General features: G+C 68.3%; 18 protein-coding genes. 8 read left to right on the plus strand and 10 right to left on the minus strand.

Features of this window, described 5'->3' with window-relative positions; translation table 11 throughout:
• Positions 1-15 precede the first annotated feature (15 nt).
• From eccD to BN3385_RS04440, 4 genes are read left to right on the plus strand one after another with little or no spacing between them, the layout of a single operon-like run.
• A complete protein-coding gene (gene eccD / locus BN3385_RS04425) occupies positions 16-1,401 on the plus strand; it encodes a type VII secretion integral membrane protein EccD (protein ID WP_059015398.1) in 1,386 nt (461 codons plus the stop codon).
• A complete protein-coding gene (mycP, locus tag BN3385_RS04430; RefSeq protein ID WP_059015400.1) occupies positions 1,398-2,726 on the plus strand; it encodes a type VII secretion-associated serine protease mycosin in 1,329 nt (442 codons plus the stop codon). Before eccD ends, mycP begins: the two co-directional genes overlap by 4 nt.
• The gene (gene eccE, locus BN3385_RS04435) at positions 2,723-3,532 is read left to right on the plus strand and encodes a type VII secretion protein EccE (RefSeq protein WP_059015402.1); all 810 of its coding nucleotides are present in this window, start codon (positions 2,723-2,725) and stop codon (positions 3,530-3,532) included. Before mycP ends, eccE begins: the two co-directional genes overlap by 4 nt.
• Positions 3,533-3,546: 14 nt before the next feature.
• Positions 3,547-4,269 (plus strand): siderophore-interacting protein, encoded by a 723-nt coding sequence (locus tag BN3385_RS04440; RefSeq protein WP_059015404.1) that lies wholly within the window; start codon positions 3,547-3,549, stop codon positions 4,267-4,269.
• Here BN3385_RS04440 and BN3385_RS04445 read toward each other — a convergent pair.
• Positions 4,248-5,450 carry a DNA polymerase domain-containing protein gene (locus BN3385_RS04445; protein WP_059015406.1) on the minus strand — a complete coding sequence of 401 codons (1,203 nt, stop codon included), beginning with the start codon at positions 5,448-5,450 and terminating at the stop codon, positions 4,248-4,250. The genes BN3385_RS04440 and BN3385_RS04445 overlap by 22 nt on opposite strands.
• Positions 5,451-5,514: 64 nt before the next feature.
• Between BN3385_RS04445 and fadD2 the strand changes: the two genes are divergently transcribed.
• A complete protein-coding gene (gene fadD2, locus BN3385_RS04450; protein WP_059015408.1) occupies positions 5,515-7,194 on the plus strand; it encodes a long-chain-fatty-acid--CoA ligase FadD2 in 1,680 nt (559 codons plus the stop codon).
• 158 nt (positions 7,195-7,352) lie between these two features.
• On the opposite strand, the gene BN3385_RS04455 is transcribed toward fadD2, so the two are convergent.
• The 4 genes from BN3385_RS04455 to BN3385_RS04470 all read right to left on the minus strand — a co-directional run bounded on the left by BN3385_RS04455 (position 7,353) and on the right by BN3385_RS04470 (position 13,038).
• On the minus strand, positions 7,353-9,551 hold the full coding sequence (locus BN3385_RS04455; protein WP_059016388.1) for an acyl-CoA dehydrogenase family protein: 2,199 nt from the start codon (positions 9,549-9,551) through the stop codon (positions 7,353-7,355).
• Positions 9,552-9,648: 97 nt separating this feature from the next.
• Positions 9,649-10,977: an MFS transporter gene (locus BN3385_RS04460; RefSeq protein ID WP_059015410.1), complete on the minus strand. Its 1,329-nt coding sequence runs from the start codon at positions 10,975-10,977 to the stop codon at positions 9,649-9,651.
• The gene (locus BN3385_RS04465; RefSeq protein WP_197415120.1) at positions 10,955-11,941 is read right to left on the minus strand and encodes a 2-hydroxyacid dehydrogenase; all 987 of its coding nucleotides are present in this window, start codon (positions 11,939-11,941) and stop codon (positions 10,955-10,957) included. Before BN3385_RS04465 ends, BN3385_RS04460 begins: the two co-directional genes overlap by 23 nt.
• A complete protein-coding gene (locus BN3385_RS04470) occupies positions 11,917-13,038 on the minus strand; it encodes an alpha/beta hydrolase (RefSeq protein ID WP_059015412.1) in 1,122 nt (373 codons plus the stop codon). Before BN3385_RS04470 ends, BN3385_RS04465 begins: the two co-directional genes overlap by 25 nt.
• 200 nt (positions 13,039-13,238) lie before the next feature.
• Here BN3385_RS04470 and BN3385_RS04475 point away from each other — a divergent pair, with 200 nt between their 5' ends.
• A complete protein-coding gene (locus BN3385_RS04475; RefSeq protein WP_059016392.1) occupies positions 13,239-13,820 on the plus strand; it encodes a VOC family protein in 582 nt (193 codons plus the stop codon).
• Here BN3385_RS04475 and BN3385_RS04480 read toward each other — a convergent pair.
• Positions 13,817-14,440, minus strand: a complete 624-nt coding sequence (locus BN3385_RS04480; protein WP_059015414.1) for a TetR/AcrR family transcriptional regulator — start codon at positions 14,438-14,440, stop codon at positions 13,817-13,819. The two genes, BN3385_RS04475 and BN3385_RS04480, sit on opposite strands and share 4 nt — an antisense overlap.
• An 82-nt stretch (positions 14,441-14,522) precedes the next feature.
• Between BN3385_RS04480 and BN3385_RS04485 the strand changes: the two genes are divergently transcribed.
• Positions 14,523-15,425 carry an oxygenase MpaB family protein gene (locus BN3385_RS04485; RefSeq protein WP_059015416.1) on the plus strand — a complete coding sequence of 301 codons (903 nt, stop codon included), beginning with the start codon at positions 14,523-14,525 and terminating at the stop codon, positions 15,423-15,425.
• A gap of 33 nt (positions 15,426-15,458) precedes the next feature.
• Positions 15,459-16,358: a class I SAM-dependent methyltransferase gene (locus tag BN3385_RS04490; protein WP_059015418.1), complete on the plus strand. Its 900-nt coding sequence runs from the start codon at positions 15,459-15,461 to the stop codon at positions 16,356-16,358.
• Here the strand turns inward: BN3385_RS04490 and BN3385_RS04495 are convergent.
• From BN3385_RS04495 to BN3385_RS04510, 4 genes are all read right to left on the minus strand, one after another.
• Complete coding sequence (locus BN3385_RS04495) at positions 16,348-17,565, minus strand: alpha/beta hydrolase family protein (protein ID WP_059015419.1); 1,218 nt, start codon at positions 17,563-17,565, stop codon at positions 16,348-16,350. The two genes, BN3385_RS04490 and BN3385_RS04495, sit on opposite strands and share 11 nt — an antisense overlap.
• A 71-nt stretch (positions 17,566-17,636) precedes the next feature.
• On the minus strand, positions 17,637-19,412 hold the full coding sequence (locus BN3385_RS04500; RefSeq protein WP_231748626.1) for an ArnT family glycosyltransferase: 1,776 nt from the start codon (positions 19,410-19,412) through the stop codon (positions 17,637-17,639).
• A 48-nt stretch (positions 19,413-19,460) separates the two neighbouring features.
• Entirely contained in the window at positions 19,461-20,264 is an 804-nt protein-coding gene (gene stf0 / locus BN3385_RS04505; protein WP_059015421.1) for a trehalose 2-sulfotransferase, read from the minus strand.
• A 66-nt stretch (positions 20,265-20,330) separates the two neighbouring features.
• Complete coding sequence (locus BN3385_RS04510) at positions 20,331-21,722, minus strand: sulfatase family protein (RefSeq protein WP_502688037.1); 1,392 nt, start codon at positions 21,720-21,722, stop codon at positions 20,331-20,333.
• Positions 21,723-21,797 lie beyond the last annotated feature (75 nt).

Consider the following 21,797-nt stretch of genomic DNA (forward strand, 5'->3'; position numbering starts at 1 on the left):
CAGGAGACAACGACCATGACCGAAACCCCGGTGCTGCCGATCGTGCGCATCGCCGTCCTGGCGCACGGCCGGATCACCGACGTCGCCGTGCCCACCGAACTCCCGCTGCGCGAGCTCGTGCCGGCACTGACCCGTCTGGTCCCGCAGCCCGACGACGCGGGGGAGCCCGACCTCACCCCGCTGACGCTGGCCCCGATCGGTGGTGCGCCGTTCAGCGTGGATGCCAGCCTCGACACGGTCGGCATCGTCGACGGTGATCTGCTGGCCCTGCAGCCGGTTCCGCAGCAGCCCACCCCGGTCGGCGTGGTCGAGGACATCGCCGACGCGGCGGTGATCTTCTCCGAGGCCCGCCGACGGCCGTGGGGGCCGGCCCGGCTGGCGGTCGGGGCGCGGCTTGCCGTCGCGACGTTGATCGTGGCCGTGTCGGCAGTGGCCGTCGCACACCGCGCCGGATCACCCATCGCGTTCGCCCTGGTATCCGCGGTGGCGGTGGTGGCCGCCGGGGCGGCACTGGCCCTACGGGCCCGGTCGTCGCGCATCGCCGGGGAGATCGCGGCGCTGGCACTGCTGCCGATCGCGGTGGCGTTCGCGCTGGCCGTCCCCGGGACCTGGGGCCCGGCACATCTCATGCTGGCCGCCGCAGCGGTGGCAGCATGGTCGGTCATCGTCCTGGCGCAGAGCGAGGACCGGGTGGCGGTCTTCACCGCGGCCGGGACCGTCGCAGCAGCAACACTTCTCGTGACGGCCGCGGCCACGCTGTGGCAGCTTCCCGCGCTGACGGTGGGCTGTCTGCTCATCGTGCTCGCGCTGCTGGTGACGGTATCGGCGCCGCAACTGGCCGCGGTGTGGGCCCGATTCCCGCTGCCGGTGATCCCGGCCCCCGGCGACCCGATTCCGTCGGCGGCACCGGACCGGGTACTCGCCGACCTGCCGCGCCGGATCCGGCGCGGCGAAGCCCACCAGAGCGGTCTGATCGCCGCAGGCGTGATGTTGTCGGTCGCCGGAGCACTGTTCGTCGCCACCACGCCCGGTGGTCCCGGCACGTGGGGGTGGTACCTGATCGCCGCCAGCACCGCGGCGGCGGTGCTGCGGGCCCGGGTCTGGGACACCACGGCATGCAAGGCCTGGCTGCTGTCCCAGCCGTTCGGGGTCTGCGTCGGCTTGCTGGTGATCGCACTGGTCGAGGGCCGGCTGGTGGCGGCGACGTGGGTGCTGGCGGTGCTCGCCGCCGTGACCGCCATCTGGGTGCTGGTGGCGGTGAGCCCCGATATCGCCTCGGCGCAACGGTATTCGCTGCCTCTGCGGCGGCTGGTCGGGTTCGCCGCCTCGGCGCTGGATGCCTCGCTCATCCCGGTGGCGGTCTACCTGATCGGCATCTTCAGCTGGGTGTTGGATCGATGATGCGCTCCGCCGCGGTGGTCGCGGCGGCAGTGCTGGCCGCCGCGCCGACGGCCGGGGCGCTGAGCCCACCGGTGGCCGACCCGGCCGTGCCGGTGCCGTCCGGCGCCGCCGGACCGGTCGCCGCGATGAGCCAGCGCGCCCAGTGTGTGGTCACCGGCCTGCGCCCGGGCAGCACCCTCGCCGACCCGCCGATGCTGAATCTCGCTGCTGCAGGACAATTCTCCCGTGGCGAGGGGCAGACCGTCGCCGTCATCGACACCGGTGTGCGCCCGGGTCCGCGACTTCCCAACGTGATCGGCGGTGGTGACTTCCTGTCCTCCGGTGACGGGCTGACCGACTGCGACGGGCACGGCACACTGGTTGCCGGGATCATCGGCGGCCAGCCCGGCCCCGACGGTTTCACCGGCGTAGCGCCGGCGGCGCGGCTGCTGTCGATCCGGGCAACCTCACCGCGATTCGCACCAGGCGCAACCGGGTCCGACCCGCAGGAGGTCCAGGCCCGCGTCGACATCGAGACCACGGCGCGTGCGGTGGTGCGCGCCGCCGATCTCGGCGCCACCGTGATCGTCATCTCGACCGCGACCTGTCTGGCACCCGACCGGCTGGACAGCCAACCGGCACTCGGGGCGGCGCTGCGCTACGCGGCCATCGACAAGGACGCCGTGATCATCGCCGCCGCAGGCGATTCCGGCACCGGTGGTTGCGCCTCGAACCCGCTCGGCGGGCTGGATCAACCGGCCGATCCCCGCAACTGGGTCGGTGTCACGTCGGTCTCGGTGCCGTCGTGGTGGCAGCCATACGTGCTGTCGGTCGGTGCGCTGACCTCAGCCGGGCAACCGGCCGTGTTCACCATGGCCGGTCCGTGGGTCGGTATCGCCGCGCCGGGGGAGAACATCGTGTCGCTGAGCAACGGCGACGGCGGCGGCCTGGCCGACGGGATGCCGGACGGTCGTGGCGGTATGGCCGCGCTGAGCGGCTCGGGGTATGCCGCCGCCTACGTCGCGGGCACCGCCGCACTGGTGCGCAGCCGATTCCCGGAGATACCCGCCGACGAGGTGGTGCGTCGGCTCACCGCCACCGCACACAACGCCGCGCAAGCACCGTCCAACCTCGTCGGTGCCGGAACTCTCGACCCGGTGGGGGCGCTCACCTGGACGGTGAGTGCACCGCAGCACGGGGTGCCGGCAACGGTCCGCCTCGCCGCACCGGTGCCGCCGCCCGCCGTCGACCCGACACCGCGCACCGTCGCGTTCGTCGGATCCGGCCTGCTCGCCGTGGCGACCGCCGTCGTGGTCGTGCGCAGCCGCCGAAAGGAGCAGGTATGAATCGGGTTCGCCTGACCGTGGTGATCGCCGCGGCGATTACCGCCGGCTACGCCTACCCCTGGCAGTCGGGGCCCGACCGGTGGGTGCTGGGTGTCGCCGCCGCGGTGGTCGCGGCCGCACTGGTGAGGTGGCGCGGCCGCCACCTCACCACCCTGCTCACCGAGCGACTGCGAATTGCCTTGCGAGGCAAACGGATATCAGTGCCAAATGACCCGGCGGCCACCACCGTCCTGCTGCGGATCGAGGACGGTGAACCACCAACAGACCTCCTGACCGGCTACCTCGAGCGCTACGGTCTGCGGTGCGAATCGATCAGAATCACCACCAGAAGCACGCCGGGCCGGCGCGCGGTCTGGATCGGGCTGCGATTCAGCGCAGCTCAGAACCTGGCTGCACTGCAGGCCAGATCCCCGCAGATCCCGCTGCACCAGACGGCCCGCAACACCGGCCGCCGGCTGATCGAGCAACTGGCCGAACAGGGCGTCACAGCAACGCTTGTCGACTCCGCTGACGTCCCCGATCTGGTGGCCGATGACGCCCGCGAACGCTGGCGATCGGTCACCGACTCCCGTGGCCACCTCACCGCCTACGGCGACTCGGCGATCGACCCGGTGCCGCACTGTTCGGAATCCTGGTCGGTGGTCGAGATCTCGGGTACCCCCACCCATCCGAGGATCAGATCTGCCCTCGCGATCCGCACCGAGAGCACGCCCGTGGCGATCCCCGGTGCGGTGGCGCTCACCGGCCGTCAGGCCGCCGCGCTGGCCGCACTTCACCCGCTGTCGGGTAGCCGACTGCTCAACTGAGAAATGGAGAACCGATGACCGAGACGAAACTGTCCCGCGGCTGGCAGGGCGCCATGCTGAAGCTGCTGCGCGCCGGTGACTATGAACTGACCGTGACCGGACGTGAACAGATCACCGAACACTATCTGCGCCTGAGCTTCTCGGCCGGTGGCATGCTTGCCGACCGGCCCGTGCACCCCACGATGTGGGTCCGGATGTGGTTTCCCGACGGCGCCAAACTGCACCAGCGCGGCTACACCCTGGTCAACCCCGACCCCGACGCCGACCGGGTGGACATCGAGTTCGCGCTGCACGACGGGATCGCCTCACGCTGGGCCGGTGCCGCCGCGCCCGGAGACACCATCGGTGTGACCGTGCTGGGCAGTAACTTCACCCTTCCCGATCCGCAGCCCGCGGGGTATCTGATCGTCGGCGACACCGCCTCGCTGCCGGCGATCAACACCCTGCTCGACGCGATCGGCGATGTCCCGGCCAAGGTGTTCCTGGGCGCCGCTCACGACGACGACCCGACGCTGCCGGTCGCCCGTTCCGCCGATGTGGTGTGGATCGACCGTGGCGAATCCGGTGCCGGTCTGGTCGATGCGGTGAGCGCGGCGGCTTACGACGCCGAGGACCACTTCGGCTGGGTGGCCACCGATAACCGCACCACCCGGGCGGTCGCCAAGGTGCTTCGTGAGGACTACCGCATCCCGCGCGCGTCGATCAAGGCGCAGGCCTACTGGGCTGAGGGCGCCTGACGGCCTGAATAGCCTTGCCAGGGACTGTAATCGGCGATCAGATCCTCCTGGGGCGGCCGCTGCGCGGCGGGCACGTGTTCGAGGTTGATGCGAATGCGGTACCAGATCGAACTGGGGCCGCGCATCCCGTCGACCAGGATGTCGGTGGGCGCCAGCAGCGCCGCCGCCTCCGGGTGACGCGACGTCCACACCTGCAGCGCGGCCATCGCCTCGTCGCGGGTCTTGGTGCGGGCCACCTCGATCAGCGGCTTGCTGCCCTTGGGCGGTTTTTCGGCCGGGCCGAGTTCCTCGGCCAGCCGCAACAACCCGTCCAGCGAGCCCACCGCGTCGTCCATCCCGGCCCACGGGTCGCCTTGTTCGGCGAACCGGGCGGGCACGGTGTCGATGGTGAACGCCTCGGCCCGGCAACCGGGTACCTCGTCCCACCGCAGGGGTGTCGAGACCCGGGCATCGGGCGTCGCGCGCACCGAGTAGGCCGAGGCGACCGTGCGGTCCTTGGCGTTCTGGTTGAAGTCGACGAACACCGTCTGCCCGCGGTCTTCCTTCCACCACCGGCTGGTCGCCAACTCCGGCGCCCGTCGCTCCACCTCGCGGGCCACCGTCTCCGCGGCCAGCCGCACCTGCTTGAACGGCCAGTGCGGGGCGATGCGGGCATAGATGTGAAAGCCGCGCGAACCGGACGTTTTGGGCCAGGCCGTCAGGCCGTGGTCTTCGAGCACCTCGCGCGCCACCTGAGCGACGTCGAGGATCTGCGGCCAGGTCACCCCGGGCATCGGGTCGAGGTCGATCCGCAGCTCGTCGGGATGGTCCAGATCACCGGAGCGCACCGGATGCGGGTTGAAGTCGACGCAGCCCAGATTGACCGCCCACACCAGGCCGGCCGCGTCGTAGAGGACCGCTTCCTTGGCCGAGGTGCCCCGGGCGTAGCGCAGTTCGGCGACCTCGATCCAGTCCGGACGCTTCTCCGGGGCACGCTTCTGGAAGATCGCCTCCTCGGTGATGCCCTTGACGAAGCGTTTGAGGATCATCGGCCGGTCGGCGACCCCGCGCAGCGCGCCGTCGGCCACCGCCAGGTAGTAGTCGACCAGATCCAGCTTGGTCACCGGGCCGCGGTCACCCACGCCCGGGAACACCACTTTGTCCGGATGGCTGATGCTGACCTGGCGGCCGCCTACCTCCATAAGGCCATGCTAAGTGCGTGCGCATTCCGCTCAGCCCACGACGTGCGTCACCTAGGGTGGCGGCATGTCTAGTCTCATCGACTTGCCCTCGAAGGCACTGGCCAAGATCCAGACCCTGGCCGAACGCGGCGCTGCGGAATTGCACTACCTGCAGAAGCTGATCGAGTCCGGGGCGTTCGGCCTGGAACCACCGCAGAACCTCGCCGGCATGGTGGCCGACATCCGCCGCTGGGGTGAGATCGGGATGGTCCCGGCGCTCAATGCCCGGCGCACCCCCAACCGGGTGGCGATCATCGACGACGAGGGGTCGATGACGTGCAAAGAGCTCGACGACGCCGCCAACGCGGTGGCCAATGGGCTGCTGGCAATGGGTGTCAAGGGCGGCGACGGGGTGGCGATCCTGGCCCGTAACCATCGCTGGTTCGTCATCGCCAACTACGGCGCGGCCCGGGTCGGGGCCCGCACGATCATGCTCAACACGGAGTTCTCCGGACCGCAGATCCGCGAGGTCTCCGAGCGCGAAGGCGCGCGGGTCATCATCTACGACGACGAGTACACCGAGGCCGTCAAACTCTCCGAGCCCCCGCTGGGCAAGCTGCGGGCGCTGGGCACCAACCCGGACAAGGTAGAGCCGTCGGGCAGTACCGACGAGACCCTGGCCGAGCTGATCGCGCGCAGCAGCAGCGCACCGGCGCCCAAGGCCACCAAGCGCTCGGCCATCGTCATCCTCACCAGCGGCACCACCGGCACCCCCAAGGGCGCCACCCGGCACACCCCGCCGACGCTGGCCCCGATCGGCGGTGTGCTCTCCAGTGTTCCGTTCCGGGCCGGCGAGGTGACCTCGCTGCCGTCGCCGATGTTCCACGCGCTGGGCTACCTGCACGCGACCATCGCGCTGACGATGGGGACCACGCTGGTTCTGCACCGGCGGTTCAAACCGGCCACGGTGCTCGAGGACATTCCCAAGCACCAGGTCACCGCAATCGTCGTCGTGCCGGTGATGTTGTCCCGGATGCTCGACGCGCTGGAGAAGATGGAGACCAAACCCGACCTGTCGTCACTGCGGATCGTGTTCGTGTCGGGCTCCCAGCTCGGCGCCGAACTGGCCACCCGCGCAATGAAGCACCTGGGCCCGGTGATCTACAACCTGTATGGCTCAACGGAAGTCGCGTTGGCGACCATCGCCGGGCCTGCTGATCTGCAGAAGAACCCCGCCACCGTGGGCCAGGTGGTGCGCGGGACGAAGATCCGGATCCTCGACGACAACGGTCAGGAGCTGCCGCAGGGGGAGGTGGGCCGCATCTTCGTCGGCAACGCCTTCCCGTTCGAGGGTTACACCGGTGGCGGCAACAAGCAGATCATCGACGGCCTGCTGTCCTCCGGCGACGTCGGCTACTTCGACCACAACGGGCTGCTCTACGTCAGCGGTCGCGACGACGAGATGATCGTCTCCGGCGGCGAGAACGTCTTCCCGGCCGAGGTCGAGGACCTCATCAACGGGCATCCCGACGTCGTCGAGGCCACCGCTCTCGGTGTCGATGACCCGGAGTGGGGAGCCCGGCTGCGGGCCTTCGTCGTCCTCAAGGAAGAGGCCGAGACCACCGAGGACGCCATCAAGACCTACGTGCGCGAACACCTTGCGCGCTACAAGGTTCCGCGCGAGGTGGTCTTCCTGGCCGAGCTGCCGCGCAACCCCACCGGCAAGATCCTCAAGCGCGAACTGCGCCAGATCGAGATCCAGTAGCCCCCTACCCCTGGCCGAGCTGCCGCGCAACCCCACCGGCAAGATCCTCAAGCGCGAACTGCGCCAGATCGAGATCCAGTAGCCCCCTACCCGCCCAACCCGACACACGGGCGGGAAAGTGCGAGTAGGGCGCTACCTTTCGTCGATCTCGGTGAGGGCTACGGGTCGCGCGGCAGGCCGAGCAGCCGCTCGGCGATGATGTTGAGCTGCACCTCCGAGGTGCCGCCGTAGATCGTGGTGGCACGGCTGGCCAGCAGGTATTCGGCCCACTTGCCCTGCAGCGACTCGGGATCGCCGATGGCGCCGTCGATTCCGAACGACGACACCGCGAACTCCGCGTAGCCCTGACCGGTGCGCATCGACAGCAGCTTGGAGATCGCCGCCGACGGCATGGCGTCGCCGCCGGCCAGGGTCAGCAGTGTCGAGCGCAGGTTCAGCAGCTTGGCGGCGTGCCCCTCGGCGATCAGCTCACCGGCGCGGTGATGCCCGATCTGGTCGAAGTGGCCCTCGCTGACGAACTCGACGAAGCCGTCGAGGGTGGCCAGGAAGCCGGGCTCGCTGCTGCCGATCGAAACACGTTCTGCGGTCAAGGTATTGCGGCTGACCTCCCAGCCACGGTTCACCTCGCCGAGCACCAGTTCGTCGGGCACGAACACGTCGTCGATGAACACGGTGTTGAACATGGCGTTGCCGGTCAACTCCCGCAGCGGCTTGACCTCCACGCCCTCGCTCTTCATGTCGAGCAGGAAGTAGGTGATGCCGTTATGTTTTGGAGCGTTCGGGTCCGTTCTCGCCAGCAGCGCACCCCACTGGGAGAACTGTGCGGCGGTGGTCCAGATCTTCTGGCCGGTGATGCGCCAGCCGCCGTCGACCTTGGTGGCCTTGGTGGTCAGGCTGGCCAGGTCCGAACCGGCACCCGGCTCGGAGAACAGCTGGCACCAGATCATCTCGCCGCGGAAGGTCGGCGGCAGGAAGCGCTGCTTCTGCTCGTCATTGCCGAAGGCGACGATCGACGGGATCAGCCAGGCGGCGATGCCCATCTGCGGCCGGCGCACCCGGCCGGCGCTGAACTCCTGGGCGATGATGATCTGCTCGATCGGGGTGGCCGCCCGACCCCACGGCTTGGGCAGATGCGGCTGCACCCAGCCGCCCTCGGCGATCGCGGTGGCGCGTTCTTCGCGCGGAATCGCCTTGAGCGCTTCGACTTCCGCGCGGATCTCGTCGCGCAGTTTCTCGGTCTCGGGGTCGAGGTCGATGTTGACCGGTCGCATGCCGGTGCTGGTGGCGGTGTCGAAGACCTTCTGCTGGTACTCCGAGGACCGGCCGAACGCCGCGACCAGACCGAGTGCGCGGCGGTAGTAGACGTTGGTGTCGTGCTCCCAGGTGAAGCCGATACCGCCGTGCACCTGGATGCAGTCCTGCGCGCAGTGCTGGGCGGCCTCGGGGGCCAGGGTGGCGGCCACCGCGGCCGCGAACTCGTAGGCCGTTTCCTCGTTGTCCCAGTTCTTTTCGGCTGCCTCGTCGATCGCGCGGGCGGCATCCCACACCGCGGCGGTGGCCCGCTCCGTGGTGGCGATCATCTGGGCGCACTTGTGCTTGATCGCCTGGAACTGGCCGATCGGGCGGCCGAACTGCTCGCGGATCTTGGCGTAGCCCGCGGCGGTGTCGGTGGCCCAGCGGGCCAGGCCGATCGCCTCGGCGGACAGCAGCGTGGTCACGATGGCCCGCCCGGCATTCTGGGACAGGTTGGACAGCAGCTGATCGGTACCCACCTCGACACCATTGGCGCGCACGTGCGCGACCGGGCGCAGCAGGTCGACGGACTTCACCGGCTCGATCTCGAGCTGGGTGGCATCCAGCACCACCCATTCGACCCCGCTGCCGATGGCCACCGGCAGCACCAGCACGGAAGCCTGGGCGGCCGAGGCCACCGACCGCGCCTCACCGCGGATGACCAGCCCGTCGCCCTGCTCTTCAGCGGTCAGGTCGGACTCCAGAGCGTACGAGGCGATGACGTCGCCGGAGGCGAGCTGGCTGAGGACCTTGGCCTCGGGATCGTTCGCCGAGATCAGTGCGCTGGCGATCGCCGACGGGATGAACGGCCCTGGTACGGCGCCGTAGCCGAATTCGGCCAGAACGATGGCCAGCTCCAGCAGGCCGAAGCCCTGGCCGTCCACCGACTCGGCCAGGTGCACGCCGTGCAGCCCCTGCTCGGCGGCGGCCTTCCAGTAGGGCGGGGGATTGGGGATGGGGTTCTCCAGCGCCTCGTGCAGGACCTCCGATGGCGCTACGCGCGCCACCAGGGACTTCACGGAATCCGCGAGATCGTTGTGTTCGGGGCTGATGGCGATGGGCATGTTCACAGACTCCTGTGTCGGCTGACCATGTCAATTAACTAACCGGTGGGTTGGGACCGAGGGTACCCGCGGATGAGAGCGAGGCTGCGTCCAGATCTCAGTTTCGCGGATCGGCATCCGGTTCGGGGGTGGCGCGCAGGGCGACGACGACGGCGGCGGAGATCACCATGAAGATGCCGACCGCCCACATGCCGGCCTTGTCGCTGCCGGTGAACTGGTTCAGCGCGCCGGTGGCGTAGGGCGCGGCGAAGCCGCCGAGGTTGCCGATCGAGTTGATCAGACCGATCCCGCCCGCGGCGGCCGCCCCGGTGAGGAACTGTGCCGGCAGCGCCCAGAAGCTGGGGATGGCGCTGAAGACGCCCATCGCCGCGATGCTCACCGGGATCATCACCAACAGCGGGCTGTGCAGGTAGAGGGCGATCGGAATCGCCAAGCCGCCCAGCAACATTGGGATGGCGACATGCCAGACGTGCTCGCGGGCGCGGTCGGCGTGGCGAGACCACAAGTACATCGCGATCGCGGCGAATGTATAGGGCACGGCGGTGATGAGACCGACCTGAACGATGGACAGGTGCACGCCGAAGGTCTTCTTGAACCCGGAGATGATGGACGGCAGGAAGAATGCGAGCGCGTACAGCCCGTAGGCGATACCGAAGTACACCACCGATAGCGCCCAGATCCGAGGGCTGGTCAACGCCCGGCGCAGCGGGAAGTCGAAGGTGGTGGCCACCTCACGTTCCTCGGCGGCCAGTACCTCGATCAGCCACTGCCGTTCGTCGGCCGCCAGCCAGTGTGCGTCGGCGGGCCGGTCGGTCAGATAGAACCAGCAGATGATGCCGAGGATGATCGCGGGCAGCCCGACGGAGATCATCATGAACTGCCACCCAGCCAGGCCGAACGTGCCCTCGCCTGCCGAGATCAGCCACGCCGACACCGGGGTGCCGACTGCCGCGGCGATCGGGCTGGCCATCATGAACATGGCCACGATGCGGGCCCGGTAGGCGGTGGGGAACCAGCGCGTCAGGTAGAAGATCACTCCCGGGAACAGTCCCGCCTCGGCCACGCCGAGCAGGAACCGCAACACCAGCAGGGTGGCGGCATTGGGCGCGAAACCGATTGCTACCGCGACGATTCCCCACGACACGGCGATGCGGGCCAGCCACCGCCGGGCGCCGAACCGTTCCAGAGCCAGGTTGGAGGGCACCTCCACCAGCACGTAGCCGATGAAGAAGATGCCCGACGCCAGCCCGAACATGGTCGACGTCAGCTGCAGGTGCTCGCTGATATCGGCCTTGGCGATCCCGAGATTGGTGCGGTCGAGGTAGTTGACGAAGTACAGCGCCATGAGAAACGGCACTGTCCGGATGATCACCTTGCGCAGCGTGCGCGCTTCCAGTGACAGCTCACCGGTGGATGCGACCGACATCCTGCCTCCCGTTGACGACGTTGACCAGATCCTGCCCTTCGTGCAGCCGCCGGCAGTTGTCGACGGCCTCGAGCAGGTAGCGCCGCATGGTGTCGCGGGTGACCCAGGTGACGTGCGGGGTGAGCACCACATTGTCCAGTTGCAGCAGCGAATTGTCGTCGGCCACCGGCTCGACGGCGAATACGTCGAGTCCGGCGGCGGCCAGCCGGCCGGTGCGCAGCGCATCGACCAATGCAGGCTCGTCCACCACACCGCCGCGAGAGGTGTTGACCAGCAGGGCTTCCGGCTTCATCCGCTCCAATGCTGCGCGGTCGATCAGCTTGTCGGTAGCCGGGGTCAGCGGTAGGTGCAGGCTGACGATATCGCTCTGCGCGAGTAGGTCGGGAAGTGGACGCCAGGTATTGGTACCGTCGTCAGAAGTGTTGGTGTGCAACACCGTTGCGTCCATGGCGTGCAGAATGCGCTCGACCCGCTTGGCGATGTTGCCGTAACCCACCAGGCCTACCGTGCAACTGCCGATATCGCGCACGGTCTCGCTGAGGGTGGCATCCGTAGGCCAGCCGCGACCGTCGCGGATCGCCTGATCCAGGGCGGGTAGCCGGCGCAGCGCGGCCAGCATCAGCAGGACGGTGCCCTCGGCGACCGACGGCGCATTGGCGCCGGGCATGTTGGCCACCGCGATGCCGAGATCGGTGGCGGTGGCGACATCGATGGTGTTGACCCCGGCGCCCAGCTTGTGCACCAGGCGCAGATTCGGTGCCCGGCGCAGGTCGTCGCCCGACAGCGGCCGCAGAACGTGCCAGATCGCGTCGGCCTGCGGTAGCTCACGGTGCAGAGTCTCGTCGTCGTCCTCGTGGCACCACACGACGTCAAGCCAATCAGATTCGGGCGCAACGATTCCCAGCACGGTGTCGGTGGGAAGGAAATGCGCGAGGACTCTCAGCGCCACCGCTTGGCGATCCATTTCGCAATGGTATCCGCCTGTTCGCTGCGGGCTCCCGGCGTGGTGAAGTAGTGGTCGGTGTCGACCGAACACAACGTCTTGTCGGTGCTGGCGAGCGCGTCGAAGATCCGTTGGGCATCCGACGGGAAGACCCCGGTGTCCTGCTCGGCGTTGATCACCAGGGCCGGGCAGGTGATGCGCGCCAGGTGCGGTTCGGCGCGCGTCTGGGCGGTCTTCAGGCTCCACATCCCGAGCCAGTTGCGCAGCGTGCAGGCCGCGGCGATGCCGTGGGCGGAACGGTTGGCCTTCACCGGCACGCCGGCATAACAGAGGTTGGGCTGGCGTTTGGTGGGTTCGATCGTCGGGTCCACCATCCGCGGGTCGGCCCACGTGCGCATGACCGTGAACGGACGGTCCGAGAAGCCGGCGGCCTGTACTCGCTTGAGTTCGGTCTCGGCCCAGTCGGTGATGGCGTTGTTGCGGGCCACCTGGGCGTCGCGGTAGCGGGCGACGAACTCGGCCGAGAACGGCGGGCCGTTGCGTTCGTCGAACAGATCGAGGTCGGGATCGCTGGCCACCGGGTCGTTCTCGTCGATCACCGCCCCGTCCATCCACGCGGTCAGCACCTCGGGGCGTCCGGGGTGTGCCGCACTGGCGATATAGCCGTCGGCGGCGGGCAGCTCTCCGAGTCCGGCGGCCGGGCGCATCCCTTCCAGCGGCGTCACATTCGGTTCGACGGCCTGGGACTGGTAGGCCGCCATCAGTGATCCGCCACCTGAATTACCCAGCAGAACAACGGTTTCCACGCCCTGGATCTCGCGCAGCCAGCGGACTCCGACGCCGATGTCCACCAGGGCGTGATCGAGCAGAAAGCTGCTCTCGAAACCCCGGAACCGGGTGTTCCAGCCCAGAAAGCCGATCCCGCGGGTCGCGATGTAGTCGGCGAGGTAGTGCTCGGAGAAGTCGATCTGATAGTGGGTGGCGATGATCGCGACCTTGGGCTTGCGCCCTACGCCGCGGTGGTAGAGCCCCTGGCAGGGGTGGCCACCGGCACCGGCCCGGCGGGCGGTGGGCGACGAGACGCCGACGAACTCACGAACGACTCCAGGGGTTGCCATGGTCCGCGGGCCTCCTCGGGGATAGAGCGCTGAGGAGACGATATTCGCCACCGCCGCCCCGCACGCCTGATCTTTGACATCCGTCGAAAAATGCGTGCCCGGCCGTGATTGTTGCGTTGTGAACGATGCTGAGCTGGGCAATCGAGGTGGTGTCCGGTGCTAGTTTCGAGGTGACCGTGCGGCGCTACCGGGAGCAGTTCATGATCAGGCCCAGCTTCACCAACCCCGAATTCGAACTCGGCGGGATCAACCACGTCGCCCTGGTGTGCTCCGATATGGCGCGCACCGTGGACTTCTACACCAACGTCCTCGGGATGCCGCTGATCAAGTCCCTGGATCTGCCCAACGGGATGGGTCAGCACTTCTTCTTCGACGCCGGCAATGGCGACTGCGTGGCTTTCTTCTGGTTCACCGACGCCCCGGACGGTCACACGGGTGAGACCACGCCGGCCGCACTGCCTGGCGTCGGCGACATCGTCACCGCGGTGGGCTCGATGAACCACATCGCCTTCCACGTTCCCGCCGAGAAGTTCGACGAGTACCGCCAGCGCCTCAAGGACAAGGGGGTGCGGGTGGGGCCGGTACTCAACCACGACAACAGCCCCTCGCAGGCGGCACCCACCGTCCATCCCGGGGTGTACGTGCGCTCGTTCTACTTCACCGACCCCGACGGAATTCTTCTCGAGTTCGCCTGCTGGACCAAGGAATTCGTCGAGGGTGAGGCGACGACGGTGCCCAAGACGGCGGCCGACCGCCGGCCCCGGCTACACGCGGCGCCCTAGTCGCGGAACAGCCGCGGATCCCCGATCTCTTCGATCATCGCGGTGATCTGGTCGACGAGCTCGGCTGCTGACAGCCCGACCGCGCCGGCCAGCCAGGCACTGATGGTCTGACCCACCCCGCCGACCACGAAATAGGCGAAGGCCTTGATCCGGTCATTGGCCCGGCGATTGAGGGTGGACTCCACATGCTGGCCCGACAGCATCGCGAACACCGGGCCGAGTTCCTGGCGCTTGCGCACCACCGTGGAGTTGGACACCTGCGCGCTGAACAACAACCGGCCCAGGCGCGGATCGCGCTCCACGGTCTCGACGAGATTCGCGATGCCCGCGCGGCTCTGCTCGGCGGGCGGGGCCGCTGCCACGGCGGCCTGTGTGGTGGTGGCCAGGCCCGCCACCGCCCAGTCGAAGACCGCGGTGACGAACTCGTCCTTGTCGGCGAAGCTCTCGTAGAAATAGCGGGTGGCGACACCGGCCTGACGGCAGATACCGCGCACCGTCAGCTCGGCCGGGTCGGCGTCGCCGCCGAGCAGTTCCAGCCCCGCCTCCAGCAGGCTGGCGTGCCGCCGGGCCAGCCGGTCGGCGGCGTCCACCCCGCCGTACGGCCGCGCCTGCGTCGTCATCCGGTCATCTTGACACCAGCCGCAGGCAACCGGCAATATCGGGAAACATCGGTTCTCAGATTATGCGACAGGTGAGGCAAGAGTGACCATCAGTGAGCCCCTCGACCACGTCGAACGCGCCGTCAGCGCACCGCCCGCCCCGGCCGCACCCGGACGCCGCGGCAGGCGGACCGCCGGCATCGACGACGGCCTGATGGGGGTCGCCCTGCTCGCGGGTCCAGCCAACGTGATCATGCAGTTGGCCCGGCCCGGAGTCGGCTACGGCGTGATGGAGAGCCGGGTGGAGAGCGGACGGGTGGATCGTCACCCGGTCAAGCGGGCTCGCACCACGTTCACCTACCTGGCGGTGGCCACCCGTGGCAGCGAGGAGCAGAAGAAGGCCTATCGGCGCGCGGTCAACAAGTCGCACGCCCAGGTGTACTCGACCGACGAGAGTCCGGTGAAGTACAACGCCTTCGACAAGGACCTGCAGCTGTGGGTGGCGGCCTGCCTCTACAAGGGTGCGGTCGACATCTACCGGATCTTCGTCGGGGAGATGGACGACGAGACCGCCGACCGGCATTACCGCGACGGCATGTCGCTGGGCACCACCCTGCAGGTACCCGCCGAGATGTGGCCGGCCGACCGGGCCGCCTTCGACCGGTACTGGCAGGAGTCGCTCGACAAGGTGCACATCGATGACGCCATTCGCGAGTACCTCTACCCGATCGCGGTCTCGCGGCTTCGGGGCGTGCGGCTGCCCGGCCCGGTGCAGCGCGCCAACGAACGCCTGGCCCTGCTGATCACCACCGGCTTCCTGCCGCAGAAGTTCCGCGACGAGATGCACTTCGACTGGAACCCGGACAAGCAGCGTCAGTTCGACCGGCTGATGGGCGTCATCCGGTTCGCCAACAACCTGGCCCCGCGGTTCGTGCGTGCTTTCCCGTTCAATGTGCTGCTGCGCGACCTGGATTGGCGCATCCGCACCGGGCGCCCCTTGGTCTGAGGACTGTCAGATTGCGCGCGTACCCTCGCCAAGGTGCGTAGCGACAAGGACTCCTGGGACATCACCACCAGCGTCGGATCGACGGCTTTGTTCGTCGCCGCCGCGCGGGCGCTCGAGGCCCAGAAACCCGACCCGCTGGCGGTCGACGAGTACGCCGAGGTGTTCTGCCGCGCGGTCGGCGGTCCGTGGGCGGACCTGCTGGACGGTAACGCTGCCGACCATCCGCTGAAGACCGCGGAGTTCGGTATCCCGTTCGTCGCCTTCCAGGCCGGGCGGACCCGCTTCTTCGACGCCTACTTCCGGGACGTCGCCGCCGCCGGTGTGCAGCAGGTCGTCCTGCTGGCCGCGGGCCTGGATTCGCGTGCCTACCGCCTCGACTGGGCGCCGGGAACCACGGTGTTCGAACTCGACCAGCCCCGGGTGCTGGAGTTCAAGCGCGAGACACTGGCCGCCAGTGGTGCCGTGCCCAGGGCCGAGCGCCGCGAGGTCGCGGTCGATCTGCGTGACGACTGGCCGCAGGCGTTGCGCGACAGCGGTTTCGACCCGGCCAAGCCGTCGGCCTGGATCGCTGAGGGGCTGCTGATCTACCTGCAGGCCAGTGCGCAGGAGCAGCTGTTCACCGGGATCGACTCGCTGGCCAGCGCCCACAGCCACGTCGCGGTCGAAGAGGGCAGGCCGATGGATTCCGCGGAGTTCGAGGCCAAGCTGGCAGAAGCCAAGACCGTCGACGACAGCCGCGGTCAGTGGTATCAGATGATCTACAACGAGCAGCATGCCCCTGCCGCACAGTGGTTTTCCGAGCGCGGCTGGTCGTCCGAGGAGACCGTGCTGACCGACTACCTGGCCTCGGTGGGGCGCACCGTCGTCAACCGCGATGCCGACGCCGAGTACATGCTGTCCAGCGTCTCGCTGGTTCGCGCCGTCAAGAACTGAGCCGAACGTCGGGCTCGTCCCACATCAGTGGGCGTAGGAATCGGTTGGTGCGCCGCAGATACTCCGGCTGGCTGACGTGCAGGATGTGGTTGCCGGGGAACCAATGCAGCGCGCAGCGGTCCCAGTGCTCCCACAGCGCTTCAGCCTGTTCGGGCGGAGCCAGCCGGTCACCGAGACCGGTGATGATCAGCCGACGATCCTTGGGCACCAGCGGCCGGTAGTTCAGCGGGCAGTGATAGGCCGAGGACGCCACCGAGTCGTCCCGGCTCATGCCACCGAGGTTGCGGCTCAACGAGACCAGCTTGCTGGTCGGCCACCACTGGTCGAACGCCGACTCCGGGGTGACCACCGGGACATTCGGGATCACCGCCTCCAGCCGGTCGTCGACCGAGGCGATCAGCGCAGAGGTGTAGCCGCCCAACGACATCCCGGTCAGCGCGATGCGGTCCACCCCGGTTTCCTGTAACCAGTCCAGCACCGACCGGAAATCGTGGACCGCCTGGGCCATGGTCTCGGCGAATCCGGCCATGCCTTGCGCGAAGATGCCGTAACCACTGAAGGGCGAACCCTTTTCGGCGCGGCGGCCATGGAACGGCATGGTGTAGAGCAGCACATCGTAGCCGGTGCGGTAGAACCAGGGCAGTGAGAAGAACAGCCCGTTGAACAGGTAGGCCGAACCCATGAAGCCGTGGATCACGCACAGTGTGGGCCGGGGCCCGTCACCGTGGCGCCAGTGCTGGGCCCACACAGTGTTGTTGCGCTCCAACTGTTTCCACTGTGGACGCATCTCGGGGTTGACAGGCTGGAAGCTGCTCGGGAACGAGATGGTGTGCACATTTCCGTGCGCGATGTACTCGGCGACCGGATTGGCCGGTCGGCTGCGGACCGTCGGGGTGGTGGTGGGCGCAGGGAACGACAGCGCCGGGTCCTGATGGCTGGCCAGTTCGGCGTAGAACGCCAGGCTGTCGCGTTCGCGGGTGACCTGCGAGCGACGCATCAGGCCGGTGGCCACCGAGGGCAGCAGGGTGGCCCCGATCAGCGACGAGATCGCGGTACGCAGCGCGAGGTCGGCGATGGCCGAGGTGTCGACCACGGTGCGCTGCAGCAGGGTGAGATCAGATCGGGCGGGCAGGCCGGCGCGTCCGGCATCAGCGCCGGGGACGTCCGGCACCGGCACGGGAATGGGCAAGTCGACATTCGACGTCATCGTCGCGGAGCCTTTCCGGCTGACTCTTGACAGGTGTCAGCCCCGGTTCGGATGCTAGCCGCCCGCCGGCGTCAGGACAGGCGGAACACCGTCGTCCCGCCGACTTTCACAGGGCGGTAGTTCTTCACCACCCAGCGCGCGATATCGGTGCCGTTGGGGTCGTGACCGCGCAGCCTCCCGCTGTCGACGTAGTAGCCGATCTTCCCGGCGTGCACCGCGGCGACGAATTCGTCGAGCGTGGGGACGGGGTCGCTGCTCCACCCGCCGATCGCCATCACCGCGGTACCGGTGGCGATCTCCAGCGAGGCAGCGGCCTGTGAGCCGGGCGTCGCGGCCGACCAGATGGTGGTGGTCGAGCGCAGCAGATCGGCCAGCCGGGGATCGACGTGTGCCGAGCCGGCACCGATGGTCGCGGTCTGCTCGAAACGTTGCCCGACGGTGGGCCACACGGTGGCGGTGTGGGCGGCGTTGGGGATCGACCCGCTGTGCGGGGTGGCGGCGGTGGCCACCGAGAACATCGTCGACCCGCCCAGGCCCGCAAGCAGAGCCACCGCCGCGGCCACCGGAGTCAGCCGGGGCCATTTCCACAGCGCGGCAACCAACGTCACCAGGCCGGCCACGGCGGCGAGCCCGATGACCCAATGGCTCCACACCGGACCGAGTTGGGCGCGGTGCAGCAGAACCACACTCCATGCCGCAGCCGACAGGCCCATCACGGCGCCTGCCGGTCTGCTCCAGACGGCGGCCAGCCCGATCAACGAACCGACCGCCGGAGCCAACGCCACGGTGTAATACGGGTGCACCATGCCGGTCATGTAACTGAACACCGCGGCGTTGACGACGAACCAGCTGGTCCACATCGTCAGCGCGGCTTTCTCGACGCCGGTGAGACGCCCCCGGATCGCCAGATAGATCCCGACGGCGATGGCGACGACGACAGCCGGCAGCAGCCAGGAGATCTCGTAGCCCATCTCCGCGGAGAACAGCCGGACCGGACCTGCATGGGTACCCCAGCCGCTGGGATGCCCGTCGGGCGGATGGGGCCGCTCCCCACCGCCGACAATGCGGTCGACCCCGTTGTAGCCCAATGCGAGGTTGAGCACGTTGTCGTCGGTGGACCCGCCGACGTAGGGACGCGACGCCGCCGGCCACAGCTGGACCGCCGCGACCCACCAGCCGCTCGAAACGACAAGAGCACCAAGGCAAATGAGGACATCGAGGACACGACGGCCCCGCGTCGCCGGCGCGAACAACAGGTAGCCGAGCGCAAAGGCAGGCAGCACCATCAGTGCGGCCAGCATCTTGGTCAGGAAGGCAAAGCCCAGTGCGATCCCGACGAGGGCCAGCCAGCGCCAGTCGGCGCTGCGCACGGCGCGGATGAAGAAATAGGCCGCCACGGTGATCAGCAGCACCATGAGTGCGTCGGGGTTGTTGTACCGGAACATCAATGTCGCGGCGGGCGTGACGGCCAGGACGGCTCCCGCGATCAGACCCGAGATCGCGCCACGTGCCGGGTCGTCGACGGTGCGCTGCGCGGTGGCGTACAGCACGGCCACCGCAGCCACCCCCATCAGCGCCTGCGGCACCAGCACGGCCCAACTGTTCATGCCGAACAGCCGCACCGAGAGGCCGGTGATCCACAACGACGCCGGTGGCTTGTCGACGGTGATGAAGTTGTTGGGGTCCAGCGAGCCGAAGAACCAGGCTTTCCAGTTCTTGGCGCCCGACTGTGCTGCGGCAGCGTAGAAGGTATTGCCATAGCCGTTGATCGACAGGTTGCACAGGTACAGCGCGGCGGTGGCGGTCAGCAGGCCGAGCAGCGCAAAGCGGGGCCAGCGCAGGGTCACGGCAATACGGTGCCGTACCGGGCTGGGAAGTTGCTGTGGGCTAGCTGCTCAGGTCGGCAGGCCCAGCTCTTCCGCGTCGTTGCGGTAGCGGTCCACCCATTCATCGGAGCGCTGGTCGGCCTGGCGCTCCAGAACGGGTGCCGGCGCCAACCGGGGGTCCTGGCCGAGTGCTTCGAGGACCTGCGCGACGACCTGAGTCAGGTTGCGCCACAACACCGGATAGGGCACGTCCATCGGGTGCACGTCCTCCTCGGCGAACCACTGCCGCCACCCTTCCTCCTGGGCGCGCAACATCGTGACCACATGGGCGATAGCTCCGGCGTGGTATTCGGCCCTGGCGTCGCGCACGGGATCGGGGCGGCCGCGCCATACCCGGGTCTGAACCGCCCGCCAGAACGACACCGCTTGCGAAATGACATCGGGCCGGTAGACGTGGATCAGCACCGGATCGCTGCCGACGACATCGCGGATCGCCGACAGCAGACCCGACCCGGACCGGTCGGGCAGATCCTTGGCGCGGCTGAGCAGCAGGGGGGTTTGGTTCCACATCAGCTTGCCGCCCCAGATGCCATTGGGGGTGCGGCCGACGGTGCGAACGTAGCTCCGCCAGATTTCTGCGGGCGCGAGGTCCGGCTTGCCCTCGATCAGTGGATCGAGCAGTCGCAGGATCGATTCATCCTCGACGTCGGCGAACCATTCCCGAGGCTGCGGCGACATGCTGGTGGTCGGCAGGTACTGGAAGAACTCGGCGGGTTCACCGGCCACCCCGGTGGCACGCAGTGACTCGACCAACAATGTGCTGCCGCTGCGCTGGGAGGCGAGCACCAAGTACGCGGACGCGGGCTCGGGCATGAGCAGAGCCTAACCGCATTCATGCGACCGCGCGTCGGGGCCAGATTAAACTCGTTATGACGAAAATTATTGTGCGAAGCCAACTTCGTCGTCGATCCCGCGTTCGACCGCGGTGGCTGAGCGGCTGGTCAGGGTGATGCCGTGAATCTGGAAGTAGGTCTCGGTGTAGCGGGCGGCGATGCGGGTTCCGGCGAACTCCGAGGGGATCACGTCAGCGGTCTGGTGCCGCCAGTCGTTGAGCCGGGTCGCCAGCTCGTCGGCGATCTTCTCGGCGTCGTCGCTGACCTCCCCGACCAGCAGGTTGGTGGTTTCGGTCGGGTCGGCGGTCAGGTCGTAGAGTTCGCGGGCCGGCCGCGGTGAGTGGATGAACGGTTCGACCGCCTGGCCCGATGCGCTTTCCTCGATGTCGAGCGGCAGGTCCAGCAGCGGACGCTGGGCATAGTTCTCGATGTAGCTGTATTCCTTGGTGCGGATGGCGCGGATCGGATCGAAGGAGTCGTGGTAGGTCTTCTCGGTAAAGACGTGATCGCGGACTTCCTGCGGATCATCCTCGGCTGCAACCAGTTTCGATGCGTGCGAGAGACCTTCGATGTCGTCACCCGGGGTGATGCCGACGAGTTCGAGCAGTGTCGGCAGCAGGTCCACCCCGCTGAACAGATGGTCGTAGACCTGCGCCGCGCGGCCGAGGCGCAGCGGCGGGCGGACGATCAGCGCGATACCCGTTCCGGCGTCGTACAGGGTGGACTTCGCCCGCGGGAAGGCCGGGCCGTGGTCGGTCATGAACACCACCCAGGTGCTCTGGTCCAGACCCGTTTCGGCCAGGGTGTCGAGCAGGCGCCCGACGGCGGCGTCCGCCACCGCGATCGATCCGTAGAACTCGGCCAGGTCACCGCGCACATCCGGGGTGTCGGGCAGCGAGTCGGGCACGTCGACGTCGGTGGTGTCGGCCGGCTCGTAGCGGTCGCGCGGATAGGGCCGGTGGGTTTCGAAGAAGCCCGCGGTCAGCAGGAACGGGATGCCTTCCTCGATGGGAGCGCTGTCGACCAGCCACTCCTGGGCCCGCTGCACCACGTACTCGCAGTAGGAGTTGGAGACGTCGAATTCGTCGAAGCCCAGCCGGGCCGGAAACGACGTCTCGTGCTGCATCCCGAATAGGGCCGAGTACCAACCGTGTTCGTGCAGGATCTGCGGAAGGGTCCGAACGCCCGGGCGGTACTCGAAGCCATGGTGGGCCAGCCCGACCAGACCGTTGCTGTGCGGGTAGCGGCCGGTGAACAGCGACCCGCGCGACGGTGAGCACAGTGGCGCGGTGGCGTGCGCCCGGGTGAACAGGATGCCCTCGGCGGCCAGCTGGTCCAGCCGTGGGCTCGATACCCCGTCGTAGCCGTAGGCGCCCAGACAGCGGCCCAGGTCATGCCAATGGACGATCAGCACGTTGTCTGGTTGCGCCTGGCTCACGCGTTCTGCCTCCAATCGATCCGGCTCGGGGTTCCCCCCGACCGCCGAGCGTAACGCTCAGGCGATCTCCAGCTG

Source organism: Mycobacterium sp. M26, assembly GCF_001494595.1.
Classification (GTDB): Bacteria; Actinomycetota; Actinomycetes; order Mycobacteriales; family Mycobacteriaceae; genus Mycobacterium.

Excerpts from the sequence above, each read along its gene's own strand:
- BN3385_RS04460 (WP_059015410.1), bottom strand. The coding sequence starts at position 10,977 with ATGTCGGTCGCATCCACCGGTGAGCTGTCACTGGAAGCGCGCACGCTG.
- BN3385_RS04455 (WP_059016388.1), bottom strand. The coding sequence starts at position 9,551 with ATGCCCATCGCCATCAGCCCCGAACACAACGATCTCGCGGATTCCGTG.
- BN3385_RS04445 (WP_059015406.1), bottom strand. The coding sequence starts at position 5,450 with ATGGAGGTAGGCGGCCGCCAGGTCAGCATCAGCCATCCGGACAAAGTG.
- BN3385_RS04440 (WP_059015404.1), top strand. The coding sequence starts at position 3,547 with ATGACCGAGACGAAACTGTCCCGCGGCTGGCAGGGCGCCATGCTGAAG.
- BN3385_RS04475 (WP_059016392.1), top strand. The coding sequence starts at position 13,239 with ATGATCAGGCCCAGCTTCACCAACCCCGAATTCGAACTCGGCGGGATC.
- BN3385_RS04465 (WP_197415120.1), bottom strand. The coding sequence starts at position 11,941 with ATGGATCGCCAAGCGGTGGCGCTGAGAGTCCTCGCGCATTTCCTTCCC.
- eccD (WP_059015398.1), top strand. The coding sequence starts at position 16 with ATGACCGAAACCCCGGTGCTGCCGATCGTGCGCATCGCCGTCCTGGCG.
- stf0 (WP_059015421.1), bottom strand. The coding sequence starts at position 20,264 with ATGCCCGAGCCCGCGTCCGCGTACTTGGTGCTCGCCTCCCAGCGCAGC.
- fadD2 (WP_059015408.1), top strand. The coding sequence starts at position 5,515 with ATGTCTAGTCTCATCGACTTGCCCTCGAAGGCACTGGCCAAGATCCAG.
- BN3385_RS04470 (WP_059015412.1), bottom strand. The coding sequence starts at position 13,038 with ATGGCAACCCCTGGAGTCGTTCGTGAGTTCGTCGGCGTCTCGTCGCCC.
- BN3385_RS04495 (WP_059015419.1), bottom strand. The coding sequence starts at position 17,565 with ATGACGTCGAATGTCGACTTGCCCATTCCCGTGCCGGTGCCGGACGTC.
- eccE (WP_059015402.1), top strand. The coding sequence starts at position 2,723 with ATGAATCGGGTTCGCCTGACCGTGGTGATCGCCGCGGCGATTACCGCC.
- mycP (WP_059015400.1), top strand. The coding sequence starts at position 1,398 with ATGATGCGCTCCGCCGCGGTGGTCGCGGCGGCAGTGCTGGCCGCCGCG.
- BN3385_RS04480 (WP_059015414.1), bottom strand. The coding sequence starts at position 14,440 with ATGACGACGCAGGCGCGGCCGTACGGCGGGGTGGACGCCGCCGACCGG.